We start from the raw sequence: 21,518 nt of genomic DNA on the forward strand, positions 1-21,518 counted from the left end.
GCGACACCGAGGGCTACCAGCCGTGGTTCCGGCAGGCCGTCGAGGCGTCCGGCGACGAGCTGCCGACGACCATCGCGATGTACCCCGAGCTCGACATCGACGCGGTCGTCGCCCTCGAGCCCGACCTCGTCCTGGCCCCGCAGTCGGGGCTCGACCAGGCGACGTTCGACCAGCTGTCCGCGCTGGTGCCGGTGGTCGCGTACCCCGGCGAGCCGTGGCAGACGTCGCTCGAGGACCAGGTGACCATCGCCGCCGACGCGCTGGGCGTGCCGGAGAAGGCGCAGCCGCTGCTCGACGAGCGCCAGGCCGCCATCGACGAGGCCGCCGCCGACAACCCTGAGCTCGCCGGGAAGACGTTCGCCTACGTGTACGGCGGGGACCAGCCCGGTGCCCTGTCGGTGTACCTGCCGGGTGACCCGCGCGTCGAGCTGCTCACCGGCCTCGGCCTCGAGCTGGCGCCGTCCGTGTCCACCCTGACCTCGTCGCCCGGCACGTTCGTCGCGACCCTCGGGCTGGAGAACGCCGACCAGCTGAACGACGCGGACCTGCTGTTCACGTGGTTCAACAACACCGAGGAGCAGGCGTCGACCGAGGCGCAGCCGCTCTGGGCGCAGATCCCCGCGTTCGCGTCGGGCGCCTACGTGCCGATGCTCGACCCGAAGCTGGGCATGGCCGTCTCCGTGGCGACGCCGCTGAGCGTGCCGTGGGCGCTCGACGAGTACCTGCCCCTCATCACCGCCGGCGCGGAGAAGGCCCAGGCCTGACCTCTCCGTACCGTGCACCCATGAGCACCACCGTCGGCCGCGTGCGGGGCTCGCGCGCGCTCGTGCTCGGTCTGGGGCTGGTCGCCGCGGTCCTCCTGCTCGTCCTGGTGGTGGGCCTGAGCGTCGCCGTCGGGGCCAAGCCCGTGCCGCTCGGCGAGGTGTGGTCGGCGTGGCGGAACCCCGACGACTCGTTCGTGTCCACGGTCGTCGCCTCCCGGATCCCGCGCACGCAGCTCGGCCTGCTGGTCGGGGCAGCGCTGGCGGTCGCCGGCGTCGTCATCCAGGGGCTCACGCGCAACCCGCTCGGCGACCCGGGCCTGCTGGGCGTCAACGCGGGCGCGTCGGCATCCCTGGTGATCACGGCCGCGATGCTCGGCGGTGCCGCCGGCCGGTCGGTCTGGGCCGCGGTGCCGGGAGCGCTGGTCGCGGCGCTCGCCGTCTACCTGATCGGCTCCGGCGGACGGCGTGCCACGCCCGTCCGGCTCGTGCTGGCGGGCGCCGCGGTGTCCGCTGTGCTGGTGGCCGTCGTCGAGGGGATCACGCTGGCCAACCCCGAGGTGTTCGACACCTACCGGTTCTGGGTGGTCGGGTCCCTCGCCGGACGGCCACCGTCGACGGTGGGGGCCGTGCTGCCGTTCGTCGTCGTGGGTCTCGTCCTGTGCCTGCTGCTGGCTCGTCCGCTGAACGCGCTCGCGCTCGGCGACGAGGCCGCGACCTCCCTCGGGCTGCGCGCCGGCCGCACCCGCCTGCTCGGCGCCGCGGGCGCCACCGTGCTGTGCGCCGCGGCGGTGGCCGCCGTCGGGCCGATCGCGTTCGTGGGGCTGGCCGTCCCGCACGTCGTCCGCGGGTTCACCGGCTCGGACCACCGCTGGCTCCTGCCGTACTGCCTGCTGCTCGGTCCGGTCCTGCTCCTCGCCGCCGACGTCCTCGGTCGGGTGCTGGCGCGGCCCGGCGAGCTGCCGGTGGGGGCGGTGACGGCGTTCGTCGGGGCACCGTTCCTGATCGCGGCCGTGCGCCGGGGGAGGGTCGGGCTGTGACCGCCGTCCTGACCCTCGGGCCTGCCGTCACCGTCCGCTGGCACCGGCGTCCGGTCGTCGTCTGCGTGGCCGCGCTCGCCCTCGTGCTGGTCACCGCCCTGGTCACCCTGGCAGCCGGTCAGCTCGGCATCCCGCTCGCGGAGCTGCCGTCCGTCATCGCCGGCAACGGCTCCCGCACGCAGGAGTGGGTGCTCTGGACCAACCGCCTGCCACGGCTGCTCGTCGGTGCCGCGGCAGGTGCGGCGTTCGCGGTCTCCGGGGCGATGTTCCAGTCCGTCACGCGCAACCCGCTGGGCAGCCCCGACATCATCGGGCTCGGCGCCGGCGCGGCTGCGGGTGCCGCGGCCGCGGGGCTCGTGTGGCCGGGGACCCTCCCCGTCCCCGTCGGGGCGCTGATCGGGGCGGGGGTCGCGATCGGCGCGGTCTACCTCGGCTCGGGCGCGGGGTTCCGCGCACCGCTGCGCATGGTGGTCGTCGGCATCGCGGTCGGGGCCATGTCGCTGGCGTTCGTGCAGCTGGCGCTCGCCCGGGCCACCCGCCAGGACGCGCAGGTGCTCGCCGCGTACCTCAACGGCAGCCTCGCGGCCCGCTCCTGGTCGGACGTGGTGCTCATCGTCGGCGCGCTCGTGGTCCTGCTGCCCGCGGCGCTCGCGCTCACCCGACCGATGCAGCTGGTCGAGATGGGCGACGAGGTGGCGGTCGCGGTCGGGGTGCAGGCGGACCGGGTGCGCACGTGGGCGGTGGTCGTCGGCGTGCTGCTCATGGCCGCGGCGGTGACCGTGAGCGGCCCGATCGCGTTCGTCGCCCTGACCGCCCCGCAGATCGCCCGGCGACTGACCCGGTCGACCGGACCGGGTATGGTCGCCGCCGCGTGCTGCGGCGCCGCGGTGCTCGTCGTCGCCGACCTGGTCGCCCAGTACGCCGTGCCGGGCGTCGTGTATCCCGTCGGGGTGGTCACCGCCGCGCTCGGCGGCGTGTACCTCGCGTTCCTGCTGGTCCGCGAGTGGAGGAGGAGTCCCGCGTGAACGGTCCGCCGCTGGAGGCGTCCGACCTGACGCTCGCCTACGACCAGCTCGTGGTCGCGACGGGTCTGTCCGTGCAGATCCCCCGGTCGTCGTTCACGGTCATCATCGGTCCCAACGGGTGCGGCAAGTCGACCCTGCTGCGCGCCCTCGCCCGGACCCTCAAGCCGCGTGCCGGTCGCGTGCTGCTGGACGGCGTGCCGATCTCGTCGCTGAAGAGCAAGGACGTCGCCCGACGGCTGGCCCTCCTGCCGCAGAGCCCCATCGCGCCGGAGTCGATCACTGTCGGCGACCTGGTGGCCCGCGGCCGGTACCCGCACCAGGGCCTGCTGCGGCAGTGGTCGGCGGCTGACGCCCGCGCGGTCGCGGACGCCCTCGACGCCACCGAGGTCGCCGACCTGCGGGACCGGTTCGTCGCCGAGCTGTCCGGCGGCCAGCGGCAGCGGGTGTGGCTCGCCATGGCACTCGCGCAGCAGACCGACCTGCTCCTGCTCGACGAGCCGACGACGTTCCTCGACATCGCGCACCAGTTCGAGGTCATGGACCTGTGCGCGCGGCTGCACGAGGAGGGGCGCACCCTCGTCGCCGTGCTGCACGACCTCAACCAGGCGGCCCGGTACGCGACGCACCTGATCGCCATGAAGGAGGGCGTGATCGTCGCCGAGGGGCCACCCGCGGACGTGGTCACCGAGCCGCTGGTGCGCGAGGTGTTCGGGCTGGCGTGCCGGGTGGTGCCGGACCCCGAGACGGGGACACCGATGGTGGTGCCGGCGCGCCGGGACGCGCACGTCCGCCACTAGAGACGGATCTCCTCCAGCGCGGACAACGGGACCCAGCGCTCGCGGTCCCCGAGCGCACCGACGGGCGTGAGGACGTCGGCGCCGGTCAGCGGCCCGAGGTCGAGCCCGGTGAGCTCCTCCACGTCCGCGACCGGGACCTGGAACGTGCGGAACGGGCCGAGCGGCGGGACCTCGTCGGCGGGTGCCTGCAGGCTCGTGACGAACGGCGTCTGGTCGAGCACGAACGCCGTGGCGACCAGCTGCCCGTTCGAGGCCCACGCGGCGACCTTCCAGAACAGCCGCGGGATCCCGACGCCGCGGTAGACCGGGTCGTCGTCGGCGAGGACCGGTCCCGTGAAGACCGAGAGCCGGCTGCCCTGGGTGCGCGCGTACTCCAGGACGTGGTCCTCGAGGCCCACCCAGAGCAGCTCGCCCTGGTTGAACGCGGAGGCCTGCGGGGCGGCGTTCGGGTAGGCGAACGTGTCGAAGTTGGCCCGCCGCGCGACGACGAGGTCGCCCCACACCGGGTCCCGCCGGCGGACCAGGTGCCCGCGGTCGAGGTCGTTGCGCGCGTACAGCTCCGGGCCGGCCTGCTCGTCGGCGGGCACCCGGGGGTCCAGGTGCCAGTCGTCGCCGCGCTCGAGGTCCACCAGCTGGGCGCCGTCGATGTTCACCGCCGTCGCGGCCGCGAGCCGGCGCTCGGGGTCCAGCAGCACCGTGAAGTGCGTCGACGGCAGCGTGCGGACGGCCTGGGCCGGCACCGGGAGGGGCACCCGCGGACCGAGGAACGTCGGGTCGTATCCCGCCTCTACGGTGCTCACATGGGGACCGTACCGACTGACCTGCTCCTGCGCTCCGCGCGGCTGGTCGACCACGACGCGCCCGTCGACGTCCTGCTGCGTGGCGGTCGGGTCGCGGACGTCGGCCCGTCGCTCACTGCGCACGGCCCGTCCGTCGACCTCGACGGCCGCTGGCTCATGCCCGGGCTCTGGGACGCGCACGTGCACCTGACCCAGTGGGCGCTCGCCCGCCGCCGGCTTGACGTCGCCGGAGCCACCTCGGCCGCCCACGCCGTGGCGCTCGTCTCGGACGCGCCCCGCCCGCTGCCCGGCACCGCGCTCGTCGGCTTCGGCTTCCGCGACGGCCTGTGGCCCGACGAGCCGACGGCCGCCCTGCTCGACGCGGCCGTAGGCGACATCGCCGTGGTGCTCGTCTCCGGAGACCTGCACTGCGCGTGGGCCTCGACGGCCGGTCTGCGGTTCCTCGGCATCGAGCACCACCCGACCGGCCTGCTGCGCGAGCACGAGTGGCTGCCGCTCCAGGGCGTCGTGGACCACGTGCCCGACGACGTCGCGGACGCGCTGGTCGACGACGCGACAGCCGCTGCGGCCGCGCGCGGGGTGGTCGGCGTGGTCGACCTGGAGATCGCCGACAACCTCGCCGTCTGGCGTCGTCGCGCGGCTGCCCGGCCCGGTCGGCTGCGCGTGCGGGCGGGCGTGTGGGAGGAGTACCTCGACCGCGTGGTCCGCGAGGACCTGCACACCGGCGACCCCGTCACGGGGCTCGTCGAGCAGGGTCCGCTCAAGGTGATCACCGACGGCTCGCTCAACACCCGCACCGCCTACTGCCACGACCCGTACCCGGGCCTGACCGGACCGAACGCCCGGGGCGTGCTGGCCGTCCCGCCCTCGCGCCTCGCCCCGTTGATGGCGCACGCCACGCGGCACGGACTGCGCTGCGCGATCCACGCGATCGGCGACGCCGCGAACGCGCTCGCGCTCGATGCCTTCGCCTCCTCCGGTGCGCAGGGTTCGATCGAGCACGCGCAGCTGGTGACCTGGGGCGACGTCGAGCGGTTCGCGGAGCTCGGGGTTGTGGCGAGCGTGCAGCCCGAGCACGCGATGGACGACCGCGACGTCGCCGACCACCACTGGGCCGGCCGGACCGACCGGGCGTTCGCGTTCGGAGCGCTGCACCGGGCGGGGGTGCGGCTGGCCCTCGGGTCCGACGCGCCCGTGGCACCCCTGGACCCGTGGATCGCGCTGGATGCGGCCGTCACCCGGTCCCGCGACGGGCGTGAGCCGTGGCACCCCGAGCAGGCGCTCGACCGCCGGGTGGCGCTGGAGTCCTCGGTCGACGGTCAGGGGCTGGCGCCGGTGGTCGGGGCGCCCGCGGACCTCGTCGTGCTCGACGCCGACCCGCTGACCGCTCCGCTGCGGGGGATGCCCGTCGCCGGCACGCTCGTCGCGGGGGACTGGACGCACCGCGGGTTCTGACGGTCGGGTCGGGTCCGGTCGGCGAGGATGAGGCCATGCGTGCCGTGGTGATCTCCGAGTTCGGCGTCCCGCCCACCGTCCAGGAGGTCCCGCCGCCCGACTGCCCCGGCGACGGTGTCGTCCTGCGCGTCACGGCGACCGGCGTGTGCCGGTCGGACTGGCACGGCTGGCAGGGGCACGACGACGACATCTCGCTGCCCCACGTCCCCGGGCACGAGCTGGCCGGCGTGGTCGTCGCCGCCGGTCCGCAGGTCCGCGCCTGGGTGGTCGGTGACCAGGTCACCGTGCCGTTCGTGTGCGCCTGTGGCACGTGCGCGGCGTGCCTGGCCGGCGAGCAGCAGGTCTGCGAGCGCCAGCGGCAGCCGGGGTTCACCGACGTCGGCTCCTTCGCCGAGCTCGTCGCGATCCACCACGCCGACGTCAACCTGGTCCGCCTTCCCGCCGGCATGTCGCCGGTCACCGCCGCGGGCCTCGGCTGCCGGTTCGCCACCGCCTACCGGGCGGTCACCGTGCACGGTCGGGTCGCTGCCGGCGACTGGGTCGCGGTGCACGGGTGCGGCGGCGTGGGACTGTCGGCGGTCATGGTGGCCGTCGCCGCCGGCGCCCGCGTGGTGGCCGTCGACGTGTCCGCCTCCGCGCGAGAGGCGGCGCTCGCGATGGGTGCGTCGGTCGTGCTGGACGGGTCCGGCGACGTCGCCGCCCAGGTGCACGAGGTGACCGGCGGAGGTGCCGCCGTCTCGCTCGACGCCCTGGGCTCCCGGTCGACGGCGGAGGCCTCGATCCTGTCGCTGCGTCGGCGCGGTCGGCACGTCCAGGTCGGGCTGCTGCTCGGGGCCGACACCGCTCCGCCGCTGCCGATGGGCCGGGTGATCGGGTGGGAGCTCGAGGTCTACGGCAGCCACGGGATGGCCGCGCACGAGTACCCGGCGATGCTGGCGCGGATCGCGTCGGGGGAGCTGGACCCGTCGCGACTGGTCGGACGCACGATCGGGCTCGACGAGGCACCTGCCGCGCTCGCCGCACTGGCCGACGGGACGAGCGGACCGGGCATGACGGTCGTCGTCCCCTGACCCTCAGCTCCGGACCGGGCTCCGGGTCTCCTCGTCCGACCCCGCCGCGGCTCGCTCCGCGCGCGCCGCGTCCGCGGACCGGCGTTGCGCCGCACCCCACTGCGTGAGCCCGACCCCGGCCAGCACGATCGCGCCCCCGACCGGCTCGTACCAGTGCAGCCCCTCGTGCAGGACGAGCACCCCGAGGGTCGTCGAGACCAGCGGGATCACGTAGGTGACGCTCGCCGTGACGGTGGCTCCGGCGATCGCCAGCACGCGCCAGAACAGGACGTACGCCAGCCCTGTGCCGCCGAGCCCCAGGGCGAGCAGGGCCAGCGCGGGCGCGGGGGCGAGCGGGCCGGTCAGCGGGGTGGAGACCGCGAACGGGAGGATCAGCACCGCGCCGACGGCCAGCTGGATGGCCGGCAGCGCGACGTTCGACAGGCCGGTGGTGGTCAGCCGGCGCCGGCTCCACGCGTTGCCGATGCCGTAGCAGAACGTGGCCCCCAGGAGCATCACGCCGCCGACCAGGTCGATCGCGCCCGAGTTCCAGACGCCCAGCAGCACCGCGATGCCGCCGAAGCCCAGGACCAGTCCGCCGACCTGCACCCGGTCCGGCCGCTCCGACGGCAGCAGGAGCGCCACGAACACCGCGGTGAACAGCGGGGTCGTCGCGTTCACCAGGCCGGCGAGCACCGAGGTCACCCGCTGCTCCGCCAGGGCGAAGAGCACGAACGGGATCGCCGTCATCACCGCGCCGACGATGACGAAGTCGCCGAGCTGACTCCGCCCGATCCGCACGCGCTCGCGCCGGACCAGGAGGATCACCGCCAGCGCGACGAACCCGATGATGATGCGACCGAACGCCACCTGCGTCGGCGCGAACGTCTGCAACGCCGTGGCGATGAACAGGAAGCTGCAGCCCCACAGCACCGCGAGCATCAGGTACGGGCCGATCCAGCCGCGGGTCGAGGGGGCCGGAGAGGTCATGCGGGCATCATGCCTCGCACCACTGACATGCGAGCGTGACCCGTCAGTGGGTCGGCGGCTGCTCTCCGGTGAACCGGCCTCCGGCGGGGGTCCCCCGAGGAGCACGTGCCTGAGACCGCGGGCCGGCCGAACGTGGCTGCCGCACCGTGGGCGCCGGGGCGCCCTCGAGGAGCGTGCGGGTGCGCGTGCCGACCGTCGCCCACGCGCGCTCGCTGACCCCGGGGTACTGCCCGTGGTCGATCGTCACGAGCGCCGCGCTCAGCGCCTCGAGGGTGGCGTGCACGGCGCTCTGGGCGTCACGTGCGGTCAGCCCCCAGGTGCGACCCTCTGCGACCAGGTCGAGCGCGGAGAGCGTCTCGGTGTCACGGCCGTCGTTGACGTCCATCGCGAACCGGGTGCTCGCATGGGCGTGGTGGCGGTGCATCGCGACGTCGTAGGCCGGCGCCAACGCGACCGAGCCGTCGTCGTGGTGCACGACCGAGACGTTCTTCGCGTGGGCGTCGGTGTTGCCGATCGCGAGGTTGAACGTCGTCAACGCCAGCAGCCCCGTGGGCCGGGGCACACCCATCGCGACGAGCCGCTGGGCCAGCGCCCGCAGCGACGGCAGTCGGCGACCCCACTGGAACCTGTTCTCCGGGTCACGTGTGTCCAGCCCGAGCAGCTGGGCTGCGTCCTCCTGATGGATGCGCTCGACGCCACCACCGGGGAGCCGGCGGCGGTCGTAGCGTTCGACGACGATCGTGCGGCGGCTCGCGAACGTCTCGATCCGCGCCTCCACGATGCTCAGGGCGCACGCACGAGCCAACGCCAACGCGGCCGTCTCGGTGTCGATGAGGTCGGCTGTGAGTGAGTCTGCGGGGCGGGAGAGCTTGACGATGTGCGTCGAGGGGGTGCGGCCCGTCGGCTCCGCCCACCCGCGCTCGGTGCGGACCAGGACGATCTTCGTCTCGAGGCCACCCAACGAGTTCAGCTGGTCCGCGGCGCCGCGGACGGCGGCCTGGTCGAGCAGCTCGCCGATCCGCTTCTCGTCAGCCGGCACCGCCTCTCCGCCCGTGGCGGGGTCGACGCCTTGTGGCACGAGGATGAGCGCGCCGGCGGTGTCTTGTCCGTAGACGCCGAGGAACGACAGGACATCGTCCGGGTCGACGCCGGCCCGCTGGGCGAGCTCGAGCCTGCTCCTCCCTTCGGGCATCAGCCCACGCAGCCATGCGGTGACGCGGGCAGGCTGCGGCGACCCGGTGCGCAGGGGGAGGAGACCGGAGACGACAGAGGAGTTCAGGCCCCACCGCGTCAGCGCCTCGGCGGAGAACGTCAGCTGCGGGCGCCGGGCGCGACCGGCGTCGATGCGGGCGACGTGCGTGCCGTACAGCCACGCGTCCAGGGAGTCGGCGCTCATCGCTGGCGCACCTCGAGGTCGACGTCGAGCCGCTCCATCAGCGCGAACAGACGTGTGGCGTACAGCGTGGGGATCCCGGCCTCGATGCGTTGCAGGACACGGCGGTCGATGCCGAGCTCAGCAGCCAGTGCGTCCTGCGACAGGTTCGCGCGCTCGCGAGCAGCGCGCAGGAACGCTCCGAGGTCGGCTGCGCTGCGGGCGTGCGCCCAGGGGCGGTCGTCGTCCATCCGATCCTCCTGGCGTCAATATTGCCGCATGCCGTCTTGGCGACAATACTGCCGCCAAGACGGCTTGTCATCATATTGTCGCCTCGACGGGCGCCGAGACTCGACGAACACTTGCCTCGATAGGTCGTCGCGCGATATATATCCGCTATGGCGTTTCGGATGAGCGAGCAGGCGTACCTCGTCCTGCTCGCGCTGGCCGAGGAGCCGCGCCACGGGTACGGCATCGTCCAGGCGGTCAAGGTGCTCTCGGACGAGAGGGTCCGTCTGAGCGCCGGCACGCTCTACGGCATCCTCGACCGGCTGGTCGACGCGGGCTACGCGGAGGCGTCGGGCGAGGTCGTCGTCGACGGCCGGCTGCGCCGCTACTACCGCCTGACCCCCGACGGCTACGCGGCGCTGGCTGCGGAGACCGCACGACTGACCGACCTGGCGTCCCTCGCCCGGCGCGTCCTGGCGGCCCGACCGCGTCCCGCCCTCGGGACGACGTGATGAGCGGCCTGGACAGGTCCGCGGCCTTCTGGCTGCGGGCCTACCCGAGATGCTGGCGGACAGAGCGCGCCGCCGAGGTCGTCGACGTGCTGACGGACCTCGCGCCCGTGGGTGCGTCCCGGCTCGACGTCCGGACGGCGGTCAGCCTGGTGCGGTCCGGCTGGGCGACCCGGTGGCGGCAGCGGCCGTCGTTCGGGGCGTTCCTGGTCTACCGCCTGACCGACCGGCGTCCGGCGCCGCGGTACGACGGATGGCTTCGCGACGACATCGAGGGGGCGCTCTACCCGTGGAGGGCCGCGCTGGCGCTGCTCCTGATGATCGGCCCGCCCTGCATCGCACTCTCGCTGGCCATCGGCTGGCCGACGACCTCGATCGCGGCTGGTCTCGCGCTCGCGTATGCGTTGGCGGCGGTGGATCTTGCCCGGAGCCGGGCCGAGAAGGCCGTGATCCTGTTCGGCGTGCAGGTAGGCGCGCCTCCGGAGATCGGTCCGATGGGCACGTACCGGCGGCTCGACCGATGACGACCCGACAGTTCGAACGGTCCGCGGCCTTCTGGTTGCGGGCCTACCCGCCGAGCTGGCGTGCGGAGCGTGCCGCCGAGGTCACCGCAGTCCTCGTCGACCTGGCCGACGACGACGCCCGACGCCTCGACGCCCGGACCGCCCTCGGACTGCTGCGCGGCGGGATCGCGACACGCTGGCGGCAGACCCCGCCGCCGTGGGTGTACCTGCCGTACCGGATGTTCGACATCCGTGTGCCGGCGCGGTACCGCGACTGGGTGCGGCAGGACGTGACCTCGCCCGGGCACCTGCGGCGCAACCTGCTGGGCCGCGCGTGGATGTTCGCCATGCCGCTCTACGTGGCTGCGACCTCCGATCTGCGCGACGAGATCGTCGTGACGTGGGTCGCGGTCGCCCTCGCGGGCACGGCCACCCTGCTGTGCGTCCGGCCCGATGGCGCGGCACGCCGGAGGCTGCAGCAGCATGCACGTCCCGGCCGGGGCGAGCCGCGCACCGTGGGGGCGTTCGTCTGGGTGCGGACGTCCCGAGCCCGGATCGCCGCGGAGCCGGGTGCTCGCGTCCTGGCGCTCCTGGTCGCGGTCGGGGCAGCCTCCTGGTCGGTGGCCGCCCTCGTCGCGCCGACCTGGCTGATCGTCGGCAGCGTGCCGTGCGAGTCCCCCCAGGGCGCGTGCCGCGAGGTCGACACGTCCGTGGTGGCGCGCGACCCGTCAGCACTCGGCGCGGTGCTGCTGGTGGTCGTCGCCCTCGCCGGCGTCGCGCTCGCCGTCGTCGTCGGATCGTCGCCGCCGCGCTCGCGGAGGTGACGGGCGCCTGGGTCCTCTCGCTCTCGGTCGTTGCGGCGCCGGTGTGCCTGCTGCTTCTCCCGTCGACCGTCGTCCTCTGGCGTCGGGCGCGCGTGACGCCCGACGCCGCCTTCGTCGACCTGTGGCATGTGGGCTGGACCGGCCGCCCGGTCGAGGTCGACCCCTACGACACCGAGCTCGTCCCGACGGCGGTCCTGGAGACCCGATGACCATCGACCCCCGGTTCGAGCGCTCCGTCCACCGCTGGCTCCGCGCGTACCCGCGACGGTGGCGGACGCACAGGGAGGACGAGATGACCGCGGTGCTCGCGGACCTCGCCGGTGCAGACGCTCGCCGCATCGGCCTGCGCGATGGCCTCGGCGTCGTGCGCGCGGGCCTCCTCACCCGGCTGCGCACACGCCCGCCGCTGCGTCAGGTGGCTGCGTACCGACTGTTCGGGAGACGGCTGCCCGCGCAGTACCGAGCCTGGGTCCGGGACGACATCGAAGGGGCTCTGTACCCACTGAGGATGGGCGTCCTCGTCCCGCTCGTCATCGTGATGGTGATGGTCCCGGTGCTCACGCTGGCCGGTGGTGGGCCGGTCCAGTTCCTGCCGAGGAGCCAGGTGGTCGCGTGGGTGGTCGGCGGCGGGGGCATGTCCATGGTGCTCGGGCCGTGGCGGCGGCGGTCGGACGCCCGCAAGCACCTGGTCGCCGAGGTGGGGGAGACGCTCACCGACCAGTCGCTCCTCTTCGGCTGGGTCATGCACGACCGGCTGCGGGCGCGACCCATGGTCGGGCTGGTCACGCTCCTTGCGCTCGCGACGGCGGTGGTCGGGCTGGTGACGGTCCCGAGCCCCGCGCTCGCCGTCGCGGTGCTCGTCGGGCTCCCGCTGGCCGTCCTGCTCGCGTGGAACCTCCAGCGCCGCCTCCCGCAGCGGCCACCGCAGCCCGCGCGCAGGCTCGTCGACCCGGTCCGTCGCCAGCTCGCGCTCACCGTCCTGCTCGGCGCGGGCGCCATCGCTCTCTGCGTGGCGGTGACCAGCCTCGCGACCCCGATCGCGGTGGCAGCCTTGGCGGTGCTTCCCAGCGCGGTCGTGGCGTGGTGGTCGACCGTCCACGGCCCCGACGATCTCGCGCTGGCCGACGTCGTCCACATCGCCGTGACCGGCCAGTCCCCGCCCGTCGACACCTACCGCGAGGGCCTGGTCCCCGCCCTCCTGGCCACGGACTGAGCACTCGCGCAGGACGCCCGCGCGCACTCGCTAGAATCGCCGCGACCCCCCACCGCCGCGCGAACACCTGGAGCCCTTTCGTGGGACGAGTCGTCGTCGATGTCATGCCGAAGCCCGAGATCCTCGACCCGCAGGGCAAGGCCGTCGCCGGCGCCCTGCCGCGGCTCGGGTTCGGTCAGTTCGCGTCTGTGCGTCAGGGCAAGCGGTTCGAGCTCGAGGTCGACGGGCCGGTGACCGAGGAGATCCTCGCGGCCGCCCGCGAGGCCGGTGAGCACGTGCTGTCCAACCCGGTGATCGAGGACGTCGTCGCGGTCTACGAGGACACGCAGGCATGACCCGGATCGGCGTCGTCACCTTCCCCGGCACGCTCGACGACCGCGACGCCGCCCGCGCGGTCCGCCTCGCCGGTGCCGAGGCCGTGAGCCTCTGGCACGGGGACGCCGACCTGCACGGGGTCGACGCGGTCGTCCTGCCCGGCGGCTTCTCCTACGGCGACTACCTGCGCGCCGGCGCCATCAGCCGGTTCGCGCCGGTCATGGGCGAGATCGTCGACGCGGCGAACAAGGGCCTGCCGGTGCTGGGCATCTGCAACGGGTTCCAGGTGCTCACCGAGGCCCACCTGCTGCCCGGCTCGATGATCAAGAACGACCACCTGCACTTCGTGTGCCGCGAGCAGGTCCTGTCGGTCGACAACGTGGACACCGCCTGGACCCGCGACTACACCGCGGGCGAGCACATCACGATCCCGCTGAAGAACCAGGACGGCCAGTACGTCGCCGACGAGCACACCCTCGACGAGCTCGAGGGCGAGGGTCGCGTGGTGTTCCGCTACCAGGGCTGGAACCCGAACGGCTCGCGTCGTGGCATCGCGGGCATCTCGAACGCGGCGGGCAACGTCGTCGGCCTCATGCCGCACCCCGAGCACGCGGTCGAGCCGGGCTTCGGACCCGACGGCGCGAAGGGCCCCCGCACGGGCACGGACGGGCTGCGGTTCTTCACGTCGGTCCTCACCGCCCTCGTCGGCTGAGCGTTGACCACCAGCATCGCGCTCGTCGACTGGGACGACCCCGACGCGCTCCGGCTGCGCACCGCCCAGCAGGCCGAGCTGCTCGCCCTCTACGGCGAGGAGGACATCGGCCACGAGATGACCGGCGAGAGCATCGTCGCGATGCTCCTGGTCCGGGTGGACGGCGAGGCGGTCGCGTGCGGCGCGATCAGTGCGCGCGGTGACGGCGTCGGCGAGCTGAAGCGCATGTTCGTCGTCCCGGAGCACCGCGGCCGCGGGCTCTCGCGGTCGGTGCTGCGCGAGCTCGAGGCCGTCGCGCGGGACCGCGGCTTCCACCGGCTCGTCCTGGAGACCGGGGTGCTCCAGGCGTCGGCGATCGGGCTGTACCTGAGCGAGGGCTACCGGTCGATCCCGAACTTCGGCGAGTACGCGACGGAGGCCGAGTCGCGCTGCTTCGCCAAGGACCTCGGGCCGACGCCGCCCCGGGAGCCGCGCACCGGCGAGCGCCCCACGGTCACGCTGACGCATGCCGACTGGACGGACCCCGTCGCCACCGCGCTGCGGCTCGCGATGTGGCACGACATCGAGATCCGCTACCCGGAGATCCCCGCGAGCGTGCCGGGCGGCTTCGAGGTCGACGACCCGCAGCAGGGCGTCGGCGCGCTGTCCACGGTGATCGCCTGGCTGGACGGTCGCCCCGTCGGCTGCGCCACGCTGCGGGCGGCGCGGGACGGCTACCCGGCGGGCTCGGGGGAGCTCAAGAAGGTCTGGGTCGACGACGACGCCCGCGGGGCCGGCGCCGCCCGCGCCCTGCTCACGGCGATCGAGGACGACGCCCGCGCCTTCGGGCTGACCAGCGTGGTGCTCCAGACCGGCATCCGCCAGCCCGAGGCGGTCACGCTCTACCTGTCCGCGGGCTACCGCCCGGTCGTCCCCTTCTTCCCGTACGACGGCGACTTCCTGTCGCTCTGGATGGCCAAGGACGTCTGAGCGCGCACCCGCGCGATCTCGGCGAACCGCATCCAGTCGTCCTCCGCGGACGCCGGCAGCGCCACCCAGTCGTAGAACAGCCGCCCGCTGTCGCCGGGGGACCACACGGTCGCGCCGGGCAGCGCCAGGGCGTCCGCGTGCTCCGCGCTGTCCCGCCCGAGCTTCACGGCGAGCCGGTCGTCGCCGATGTGCGCGGCGAACATGGTCGATCCGACCTTGAGGATCGGGCGGCCCATCATCTGCGCGCGGGTGGCGCCGCGGGCGACCAGGTCGTCGGCGATCGCGTCGTAGTCGGTGTCGGTCATGGTCCGAGCATCCCGCGGGGGACCGACATGAGGCGTCACATCGACGCGACGAGGTTGACCAGCAGGGCGATGATCACGGTGCCGAACAGGTAGCTGAGCAGCGCGTGGACCAGAGCTGTCCGGCGCATGGCCGACGAGCCGAGGTCCGTGTCGGAGATCGCGAAGCTCATCCCCACGGTCACGGCGACGTACGCGAAGTCGGTGTACCGCGGCGGCGAGTCCATGTGGAAGTCGATCCCGCGCGCGCCGTCGGTCAGGTACATCCGTGCGTACCGGAGCGCGAACACGGTGTGGATGGCCGCCCACGACGCCAGCACGCTGGCCAGCACGGCGACCGTCGGAAGCAGCTGGCCGATCTCCTTGTCGACGAGCACGAGGACGACCCCGACCAGCGTCACGACCGCTGCCGCGACCACCACGAGGTGCGCGCCGAACCGGGTCGGCTCCTCACGGGTCGCGTGGGACGCGGTGGACGACGGGTCCATCGGCGCGACCGCGACCCACGTCCAGACCACGAAGACCGCCGCCGTGGTCGCCCAGCCCGCGAGCACCGCCGCGACCGCCGAGGTCCAGTCGATCGCGAGCCCGACGGCGACCCCGGCGAGAAGCCCCACGAGCAGGCGGACGAGCGACGACGACCGGGGCATGCCGTCAGTGTGGCGCAGGGTCAGGCGTCGAGGGTCGCCAGCGCCAGGGTGAGGTCGTCGATGAGGTCCGCGGGGTCCTCGAGGCCCACGGACAGCCGGATCGTCGACTCGGCGATCCCCACTGCCGCACGCCCCTCGGGGCCGAGCTTGCGGTGCGTGGTCGTCGCCGGGTGGGTGACCATCGACTTGGCGTCGCCGAGGTTGTTGGAGATGTCCACGATCCGCAGCGCGTCGAGCACGCCGAACGTGACCTTCTTGGCGACGTCGGGCGTCGACCCGTCCGGCACCGCGAGGTTGAACGTCACGACGGTCCCGCCGCCCGACTGCTGCGCCAGGGCGAGCTCGTGCTGGGGGTGCGACGGAAGGTAGGGGTACCGGACCAGCGAGACGCCGGGCTGCTGCTCGAGCCACGTGGCCACCTGCAGGGCCGACGCCGTCTGGTGCCGGACGCGCAGCGACAACGTCTCCAGCCCCTTGAGCAGCACCCACGCGTTGAACGCCGACAGCGACGGTCCGGTGTTCCGGATGAGCGTCTGCACCGGGCCGTGGATGTACTCGTCGGTGCCCAGGATCGCGCCGCCGAGCACGCGGCCCTGGCCGTCGATGTGCTTGGTCGCGGAGTACACGATGACGTCCGCGCCCAGCTCCAGCGGCCGGGACAGGACGGGGGTGGCGAACACGTTGTCGACGATCACCGTGGCGCCTGCGGCGTGCGCGAGCCGGCTGACCGCGGCGATGTCGACCAGGTCCTGCATCGGGTTGGACGGCGTCTCGAAGAACACGACGTCGGCCGGCGTGGAGAGCGCCTCCTGCCACTGCGCCAGCTCGTGGCCGTCGACGTAGTCGGTCCGCACGCCCCACTTGGCCAGGATCTCCTCGAAGATCACCACGGTGGAGCCGAACAGCGCCCGGGCGGAGACGATGCGCGACCCCGACTGCACGATCGCGGCGATCGACGTGAACACCGCCGACATGCCCGACGCCGTGGCGAACGCGGCCTCGGCGCCCTCGAGCAGGCGCAGGCGCTCCTCGAAGGTGGACACCGTCGGGTTGCCGTAGCGGGAGTACAGGAAGCGGTCGGCCTCCCCGGCGAACGCGGCCTCGGCCTCGGCGGCGGCGGAGTAGACGTAGCCCTGCGTGAGGAACAGGGCCTCGGACGTCTCGTTGAACTGCGACCGCACCAGACCGCCGCGGACGGCGAGGGTGTCCGGGCGCAGGTCGGTGCGCGGGGTGCGGCGGTCGTCCCAGTCGGCGGGCCCGGGGACGCGCCGGTCGCTCACGCCTGCCGCCAGGGGAGCCCCGCCGCGCGCCAGCCGGAGTGGCCGCGGTGGCCGTCCGGACCGACGTCGCCCTCGAAGCCCTCGAGCACGTTGTAGGCCGGGCCGAGGCCCGCCGCGGTGGCCGCCTGCGCGGCGGCGACGGAGCGGACCCCCGAGCGGCACAGGAACACGACCGGGCGGCCGGGCGCGACGCCGGCGTCGGCCAGCTGCTTGAGGAACTGTGGGTTCGGGCGTCCCGACGGGTACGACACCCACTCGACCAGGGCGGCGCGACCGTCGATCGGGGCCGAGTCGGGGATGCCCACGTAGCGCCACTCGGCGTCCGTGCGGACGTCGACGAGCACCGCGCTCTCGTCGGACGTCAGCAGGTCCCAGGCCTGCTGGGGGGTCAGGTCACCGGCGTAGCTCATCGAGGCCCTCGTCTCATCGGTCCTGGCGGTAGCACCCTCGGCCGGGCACAGGGTGCCCGCGGGTTGCTGCGGCGTCGTCGAGCCAGATCTCTCAGCCGCTCTGGATGGTGGCCGTGATGCTACGCGCGGCGGGACCCTCCTTCCAAGTGGTGGACAAGGCGTCCCGGTGGGCGAGACGAAGCCCGCGGCGCGTTGACAGCCACGGGGAGGTGCCGGGACCCTCGTTGCAGGTCATGAGCGCCAGCGTCAAGCCCCGGCTCGCTGGCCGGCAACCCTCCTCCGCGGTGGGGTGCCCCGGGTGACGACCTGGCCGCGTCCCGTCCGGGGCTCGGCAAGCGCGGGGTCCCACCTGTTCGACGGGTGTTCCCCCGGAACGTGTCGGAGGACCCACCATGACTGTCACCGCCGAGCGCCTCTCGTGTGCGACCGAGGTGAGCGCCCTGCTCCCCGTGGTCGGCGGCACTACCACCGTCCCGCTGGTGGACGGCACGCACCGCGTCTACGCCAACCTCGACTACGCGGCCAGTGCCCCGGCGCTCGAGGCCGTCGCCGCCCGCGTCACCGAGGTCCTGCCGCTGTACGCGTCCGTGCACCGCGGCGCCGGGTACCTGTCCCAGGTGTCCACCGCGCTGTACGAGTCCGCGCGCCAGACCATCGCGCGGTTCGTCGACGCCCGTCCCGACGACGTCGCGATCATCACCCGCAACACCACGGACTCGCTCAACCTGCTGGCCGGCGTCGTCCCGTCGGGGGGCCGCGTCCTGGTGCTGGACGTCGAGCACCACGCCAACCTGCTGCCGTGGGTGCAGTCCTCCGAGCGGCACGGCAATCGGACCACCATCCTGCCGATCGCGTCGACCGTCGCCGCGACCCTCGACGCCCTGCGCGACGAGCTCGCCCGCCAGCCGTACGCGCTGGTCACGATCACCGGCGCGTCGAACGTGACGGGGGAGGCGCTGCCGATCGACCAGGTCGTCGCGCTCGCCCACGCCGAGGGTGCCCGCGTGGCGGTGGACGGCGCCCAGCTGGTGCCGCACCGGGGCTTCTCGCTGGCCGGGACGGACGCCGACTACGTCGCGTTCTCGGGGCACAAGACGTACGCACCGTTCGGGGCGGGGGCCCTCGTCGGCCGTCGCGACTGGCTCGACACCGGCACGCCATACCTCGCAGGGGGAGGTGCGGTGCGCGACGTGCGGGCGGACCGGACGGTCTGGCAGCCGGCGCCGGCGCGGCACGAGGCCGGGTCGCCCAACGTGCTCGGCGCGATCGCGCTCGCGGAGGCCTGCGACCAGCTCGCGGCCCTTCCGGCTGGTGCCCTCGCCGCGCACGAGGAGGCGCTGCGTGAGCGCCTGGTCCAGGGGCTGTCGGCCATCGACGGCGTGGAGATCGCGCGCATCTGGCCGGACTCCGCGGCACCGGTCGGCGTCCTCACGTTCACGGTGCCGGACCACGACCCGGGCCTGGTCGCCGCGTACCTCGCCGCCGAGCACGGGATCGGCGTCCGCGACGGCCGGTTCTGCGCTCACCCGCTGCTGGCACACCTGGGCGCGTCGAACGGCGCCATCCGCGCGTCGGTCGGCGTCGGCACCACCAGCGAGTCCGTCGACCGCCTGATCACGGCCCTGACCGAGTACCTCGCCACGGGTCCGGCCGTCCGCTACGAGGTGGTCGACGGCTGCTGGGCGGTCGTCGACGACACCCGCCCGCTGCTCGCGGTGCACGGCCTGGACCACCTGGCGGCGACCGCCGCGGCAGCGTGCGGACCGGCCCTGGACGACTGACCTCTCGCGAGGTCCCCGGCGCGAGCTCGTGGGTTCGGCACGAGATCGTCAGTTCACACCCGCGATCTCGTGCCGAACGCACGATCTCGTCCGCGGCGGCCTCGACGTGCATCCGGGCGCGGGGGAACGGGCGAAGAGGACACAGGGCGCCCTCCGGCGTCCGCGCGGCGCGGCGCACGGCGTCGGCCGCGACCGTCGTCCGTAGGAGCCACCATGAGGATCCGTCGCACGCTCTCCACCCTCGTCGCCGCCGGCCTGGTCGCCGGAGCCGGGGTCGCCCTGGCGCCCGCCGCGACCGCGGCGCCCACCGGCACGTCGAGCCTGGCCGCCCTGCTCACCTCGGACGGGGACACCTTCGACCGGAACTGGTACGACTTCGACATCCTCGACCAGGCCGTCGGTGCGGTGCTCGCCGCCAAGCCGACCAGCCCGGTCGCCGTCCTGGCCGACGGCACGGTCCCGCTGACCGCGTTCGTCCCCACGGACCGCGCCTTCCAGCTGCTGGCCAAGGACCTGACCCACCGCTGGTACGGCACGGAGGAGCAGGTGCTCACCGCGCTCGCGGGCGCGGTCGGCATCGACGCGATCGAGCAGGTGCTGCTCTACCACGTCGTCGCGGGCGCGACGATCGACTCGGCCACGGCGCTGGCCAGCGACAACGCCGTCCTCACCACCGCGCAGGGCGGCACGTTCACCGTCGACGTGCTCTCGAAGCGCTGGGGGATCGTGCAGCTGCGCGACCAGGACCGCAACGACCTCAACCCGTTCCTGATCCGCGGCAAGCTCGACCTGAACGCGGGCAACGTGCAGATCGCGCACGCGATCACGTTCGTCCTGCGACCGGCTGACCTCTGAGCAACCTCGGGCGGGGGGGGGGGGGGGGGGCCGGCGAACGCGAACACGTCGCCGTCGTGGGCGATGCGGACGGTGACCGTGCCGGGCAGCAGGACCGGCTTCACGAACTCGACCGACCAGTCGAACGCGTCCCCGCGCGCGGCACCGACGTCAGCCAGTGCGCGCGACGCGGTGTACATGCCGTGCGCGATGGCCCGCGGGAACCCGAACGCCTTCGCCGTGAGCGCGGTCAGGTGGATCGGGTTCCGGTCGCCGGACACGGCGGCGTACCGGCGGCCGGTGTCGCCGGCGAGCGTCCAGCGCCCTGTCGGGGTCGGCGGGACGAAGGGGTCCGACGACTCGTCGACCGACCCTGCCAGGAACACCCCGCGCGCCAGGTAGGTGGACACCCCGCGCCACGCGACCGTGCCGTCGGTCGACACCTCGGTGATCAGGTCCACCTGCGTGCCGGACCGGTGCGGGCGCAGGTCGGCCGCCGACGCGCGGACGTCGAACGTCTCGCCCAGCAGGACGGGCCGCACCTGCGTGACGTGGTTGGCCACGTGCACCAGTCCGACCAGCGGCAGGGGGAAGTCGGACCGGACCATGAGCGCGGTCGCCACGGGGAACGCCAGCACGTGCACGAACCCCGCCGGCAGCTGGTCGCTCGCGGACTCGCCGAGCAGGTGCTGGTACGCGGTGAGGTGCGAAGCGTCAGCACGCACCCCGCGGACGACGTAGTCGACGTCGGGCAGCGTCGTCGGGCCGGATCGGACGCGACGCTGCAACGAGAGCCCCGCGCCGCGGGCGAAGAGCCCGCCCAGGGCGGGGACGGACGGCAGGACGACGGTCCTCGTCACTGGCCCACCATGTTCTGCCCGCACACGCGCAGCACGCGGCCCACGATCCCGCCGGCCGCGGGGGAGGCCAGGAACGCGACCGTCTCGGCGACGTCCACCGGCTGCCCGCCCTGCTGCAGCGAGTTGAGCCGACGGGCCACCTGCCGAGTGACGGCGGGGATGCGCGCGGTCATCTCGGTCTCGATGAACCCGGGGGCGACGGCGTTGGCGGTACCGCCGAACGCCTCGAGCAGCGGCGCGGTGGCCCGGACCATACCGATGACCCCGCCCTTGGACGCGGCGTAGTTGGTCTGGCCTCGGTTGCCGGCGATGCCCGACGTGGACGCCAGCGACACGATGCGCGGTGCGTCGGTGAAGTCGCCAGACGTCAGCAGCGCCTCGTTGATCCGCAGCTGCGACGCGATGTTCACCGCCAGGACTGAGTCCCACTTCTCGGGCGTCATGTTGGCCAGCAGCTTGTCGCGCGTGATGCCGGCGTTGTGCACGACGATGTCGAGCCGCCCGTGCCGCTGCAGCGCGTGCTCCAGCAGACGCGCACCGGCGTCCTCGGCGGTCACGTCGAGCTGCAGCGCGGTGCCGCGCACCCGGTTGGCCACGGCCACCAGCTGCTCGCCGGCGGCGGGGACGTCGACCGCGACCACGGTGGCGCCGTCGCGGGCGAGGGTGTCGGCGATGGAGGCGCCGATCCCGCGCGCGGCCCCGGTGACCACGGCGACGCGCCCGGCCAGCGGCGTGTCCCAGTCCTCCGGCAGCGAGCCGGCGACCGAGTCGACGGCCAGCAGCTGCCCGTCGACGAAGGCGGACCGGGTGGACAGGAAGAACCGCACCGCGCCGACGAC

25 protein-coding genes, 1 pseudogene and 2 riboswitches are annotated in these 21,518 nt (G+C 73.9%); of the genes and pseudogenes, 16 read left to right on the forward strand and 10 right to left on the reverse strand.

Annotation, left to right across the window (positions count from 1 at the left end):
* From AC1DUQ_RS09545 to AC1DUQ_RS09560, 4 genes are all read left to right on the forward strand, one after another.
* On the forward strand, positions 1-764 hold a 764-nt coding region (locus tag AC1DUQ_RS09545), incomplete at its 5' end, for an ABC transporter substrate-binding protein (protein WP_477073705.1).
* 20 nt (positions 765-784) lie between these two features.
* Positions 785-1,801: a FecCD family ABC transporter permease gene (locus tag AC1DUQ_RS09550; RefSeq protein ID WP_477073706.1), complete on the forward strand. Its 1,017-nt coding sequence runs from the start codon at positions 785-787 to the stop codon at positions 1,799-1,801.
* Positions 1,798-2,826, forward strand: a complete 1,029-nt coding sequence (locus AC1DUQ_RS09555; protein WP_477061055.1) for a FecCD family ABC transporter permease — start codon at positions 1,798-1,800, stop codon at positions 2,824-2,826. Before AC1DUQ_RS09550 ends, AC1DUQ_RS09555 begins: the two co-directional genes overlap by 4 nt.
* Positions 2,823-3,623, forward strand: coding sequence for an ABC transporter ATP-binding protein (locus AC1DUQ_RS09560; RefSeq protein ID WP_477061056.1), 801 nt, complete (start codon positions 2,823-2,825; stop codon positions 3,621-3,623). Before AC1DUQ_RS09555 ends, AC1DUQ_RS09560 begins: the two co-directional genes overlap by 4 nt.
* Here the strand turns inward: AC1DUQ_RS09560 and AC1DUQ_RS09565 are convergent.
* Positions 3,620-4,423, reverse strand: coding sequence for a DNA/RNA non-specific endonuclease (locus tag AC1DUQ_RS09565; RefSeq protein ID WP_477061057.1), 804 nt, complete (start codon positions 4,421-4,423; stop codon positions 3,620-3,622). The two genes, AC1DUQ_RS09560 and AC1DUQ_RS09565, sit on opposite strands and share 4 nt — an antisense overlap.
* Here AC1DUQ_RS09565 and AC1DUQ_RS09570 point away from each other — a divergent pair, their 5' ends adjacent.
* Together AC1DUQ_RS09570 and AC1DUQ_RS09575 are read left to right on the forward strand one after the other, a co-directional pair.
* A complete protein-coding gene (locus tag AC1DUQ_RS09570) occupies positions 4,424-5,878 on the forward strand; it encodes an amidohydrolase (protein WP_477061058.1) in 1,455 nt (484 codons plus the stop codon).
* Positions 5,879-5,913: 35 nt separating this feature from the next.
* Entirely contained in the window at positions 5,914-6,948 is a 1,035-nt protein-coding gene (locus tag AC1DUQ_RS09575) for a zinc-binding dehydrogenase (protein WP_477061059.1), read from the forward strand.
* 3 nt (positions 6,949-6,951) lie between these two features.
* On the opposite strand, the gene AC1DUQ_RS09580 is transcribed toward AC1DUQ_RS09575, so the two are convergent.
* Genes AC1DUQ_RS09580 through AC1DUQ_RS09590 form a run of 3 tightly spaced genes read right to left on the reverse strand, consistent with a single transcriptional unit; the run spans position 6,952 to position 9,540 of the window.
* A complete protein-coding gene (locus tag AC1DUQ_RS09580) occupies positions 6,952-7,917 on the reverse strand; it encodes a DMT family transporter (protein ID WP_477061060.1) in 966 nt (321 codons plus the stop codon).
* A 43-nt stretch (positions 7,918-7,960) separates the two neighbouring features.
* The gene (locus AC1DUQ_RS09585) at positions 7,961-9,313 is read right to left on the reverse strand and encodes a type II toxin-antitoxin system HipA family toxin (RefSeq protein WP_477073707.1); all 1,353 of its coding nucleotides are present in this window, start codon (positions 9,311-9,313) and stop codon (positions 7,961-7,963) included.
* On the reverse strand, positions 9,310-9,540 hold the full coding sequence (locus tag AC1DUQ_RS09590; protein ID WP_477061062.1) for a helix-turn-helix domain-containing protein: 231 nt from the start codon (positions 9,538-9,540) through the stop codon (positions 9,310-9,312). The genes AC1DUQ_RS09585 and AC1DUQ_RS09590 overlap by 4 nt, the downstream gene beginning before the upstream one ends.
* A gap of 159 nt (positions 9,541-9,699) precedes the next feature.
* Here AC1DUQ_RS09590 and AC1DUQ_RS09595 point away from each other — a divergent pair, with 159 nt between their 5' ends.
* The 8 genes from AC1DUQ_RS09595 (at position 9,700) to AC1DUQ_RS09630 (ending at position 14,562) form a co-directional block, all read left to right on the forward strand.
* Positions 9,700-10,029 carry a PadR family transcriptional regulator gene (locus tag AC1DUQ_RS09595; protein ID WP_477061063.1) on the forward strand — a complete coding sequence of 110 codons (330 nt, stop codon included), beginning with the start codon at positions 9,700-9,702 and terminating at the stop codon, positions 10,027-10,029.
* Positions 10,029-10,550 carry a hypothetical protein gene (locus AC1DUQ_RS09600; protein WP_477061064.1) on the forward strand — a complete coding sequence of 174 codons (522 nt, stop codon included), beginning with the start codon at positions 10,029-10,031 and terminating at the stop codon, positions 10,548-10,550. The genes AC1DUQ_RS09595 and AC1DUQ_RS09600 overlap by 1 nt, the downstream gene beginning before the upstream one ends.
* Positions 10,547-11,353: a hypothetical protein gene (locus AC1DUQ_RS09605; protein ID WP_477073708.1), complete on the forward strand. Its 807-nt coding sequence runs from the start codon at positions 10,547-10,549 to the stop codon at positions 11,351-11,353. Before AC1DUQ_RS09600 ends, AC1DUQ_RS09605 begins: the two co-directional genes overlap by 4 nt.
* Positions 11,350-11,562: a hypothetical protein gene (locus AC1DUQ_RS09610; RefSeq protein ID WP_477073709.1), complete on the forward strand. Its 213-nt coding sequence runs from the start codon at positions 11,350-11,352 to the stop codon at positions 11,560-11,562. Before AC1DUQ_RS09605 ends, AC1DUQ_RS09610 begins: the two co-directional genes overlap by 4 nt.
* A complete protein-coding gene (locus AC1DUQ_RS09615; RefSeq protein ID WP_477061066.1) occupies positions 11,559-12,566 on the forward strand; it encodes a hypothetical protein in 1,008 nt (335 codons plus the stop codon). The genes AC1DUQ_RS09610 and AC1DUQ_RS09615 overlap by 4 nt, the downstream gene beginning before the upstream one ends.
* 80 nt (positions 12,567-12,646) lie before the next feature.
* Positions 12,647-12,901 (forward strand): phosphoribosylformylglycinamidine synthase subunit PurS, encoded by a 255-nt coding sequence (gene purS / locus AC1DUQ_RS09620; protein ID WP_056593189.1) that lies wholly within the window; start codon positions 12,647-12,649, stop codon positions 12,899-12,901.
* Complete coding sequence (gene purQ / locus AC1DUQ_RS09625) at positions 12,898-13,593, forward strand: phosphoribosylformylglycinamidine synthase subunit PurQ (RefSeq protein ID WP_477061067.1); 696 nt, start codon at positions 12,898-12,900, stop codon at positions 13,591-13,593. The genes purS and purQ overlap by 4 nt, the downstream gene beginning before the upstream one ends.
* Positions 13,594-13,596: 3 nt before the next feature.
* A complete protein-coding gene (locus AC1DUQ_RS09630; protein ID WP_477061068.1) occupies positions 13,597-14,562 on the forward strand; it encodes a GNAT family N-acetyltransferase in 966 nt (321 codons plus the stop codon).
* On the opposite strand, the gene AC1DUQ_RS09635 is transcribed toward AC1DUQ_RS09630, so the two are convergent.
* The 4 genes from AC1DUQ_RS09635 to AC1DUQ_RS09650 all read right to left on the reverse strand — a co-directional run bounded on the left by AC1DUQ_RS09635 (position 14,490) and on the right by AC1DUQ_RS09650 (position 17,204).
* A complete protein-coding gene (locus AC1DUQ_RS09635) occupies positions 14,490-14,867 on the reverse strand; it encodes a hypothetical protein (RefSeq protein WP_477061069.1) in 378 nt (125 codons plus the stop codon). The genes AC1DUQ_RS09630 and AC1DUQ_RS09635 overlap by 73 nt on opposite strands.
* A gap of 35 nt (positions 14,868-14,902) precedes the next feature.
* Complete coding sequence (locus tag AC1DUQ_RS09640; RefSeq protein WP_477061070.1) at positions 14,903-15,514, reverse strand: DUF1345 domain-containing protein; 612 nt, start codon at positions 15,512-15,514, stop codon at positions 14,903-14,905.
* Between the two features lie 20 nt (positions 15,515-15,534).
* Complete coding sequence (locus AC1DUQ_RS09645; protein ID WP_477061627.1) at positions 15,535-16,731, reverse strand: O-succinylhomoserine sulfhydrylase; 1,197 nt, start codon at positions 16,729-16,731, stop codon at positions 15,535-15,537.
* Positions 16,732-16,790: 59 nt separating this feature from the next.
* A complete protein-coding gene (locus AC1DUQ_RS09650; protein ID WP_477061071.1) occupies positions 16,791-17,204 on the reverse strand; it encodes a rhodanese-like domain-containing protein in 414 nt (137 codons plus the stop codon).
* Positions 17,200-17,315: riboswitch (SAM riboswitch) on the reverse strand. It overlaps the preceding gene by 5 nt.
* 118 nt (positions 17,316-17,433) lie before the next feature.
* Positions 17,434-17,548: riboswitch (SAM riboswitch) on the forward strand.
* Positions 17,549-17,596: 48 nt separating this feature from the next.
* Here AC1DUQ_RS09650 and AC1DUQ_RS09655 point away from each other — a divergent pair.
* Both AC1DUQ_RS09655 and AC1DUQ_RS09660 read left to right on the forward strand, forming a co-directional pair.
* Positions 17,597-18,985, forward strand: coding sequence for an aminotransferase class V-fold PLP-dependent enzyme (locus AC1DUQ_RS09655; RefSeq protein ID WP_477061072.1), 1,389 nt, complete (start codon positions 17,597-17,599; stop codon positions 18,983-18,985).
* Between the two features lie 213 nt (positions 18,986-19,198).
* Positions 19,199-19,840, forward strand: a complete 642-nt coding sequence (locus AC1DUQ_RS09660) for a fasciclin domain-containing protein (protein ID WP_477061073.1) — start codon at positions 19,199-19,201, stop codon at positions 19,838-19,840.
* Positions 19,841-19,902: 62 nt separating this feature from the next.
* Here AC1DUQ_RS09660 and AC1DUQ_RS09665 read toward each other — a convergent pair.
* Positions 19,903-20,427: pseudogene (locus AC1DUQ_RS09665) on the reverse strand (MaoC family dehydratase); the annotation flags it as partial.
* Positions 20,428-20,675: 248 nt separating this feature from the next.
* Positions 20,676-21,518 (reverse strand): 3-oxoacyl-ACP reductase (locus tag AC1DUQ_RS09670; protein ID WP_477073710.1); only part of this gene is annotated, 843 nt, incomplete at its 5' end.

The organism is Cellulomonas sp. P4_B5_2, assembly GCF_056402235.1.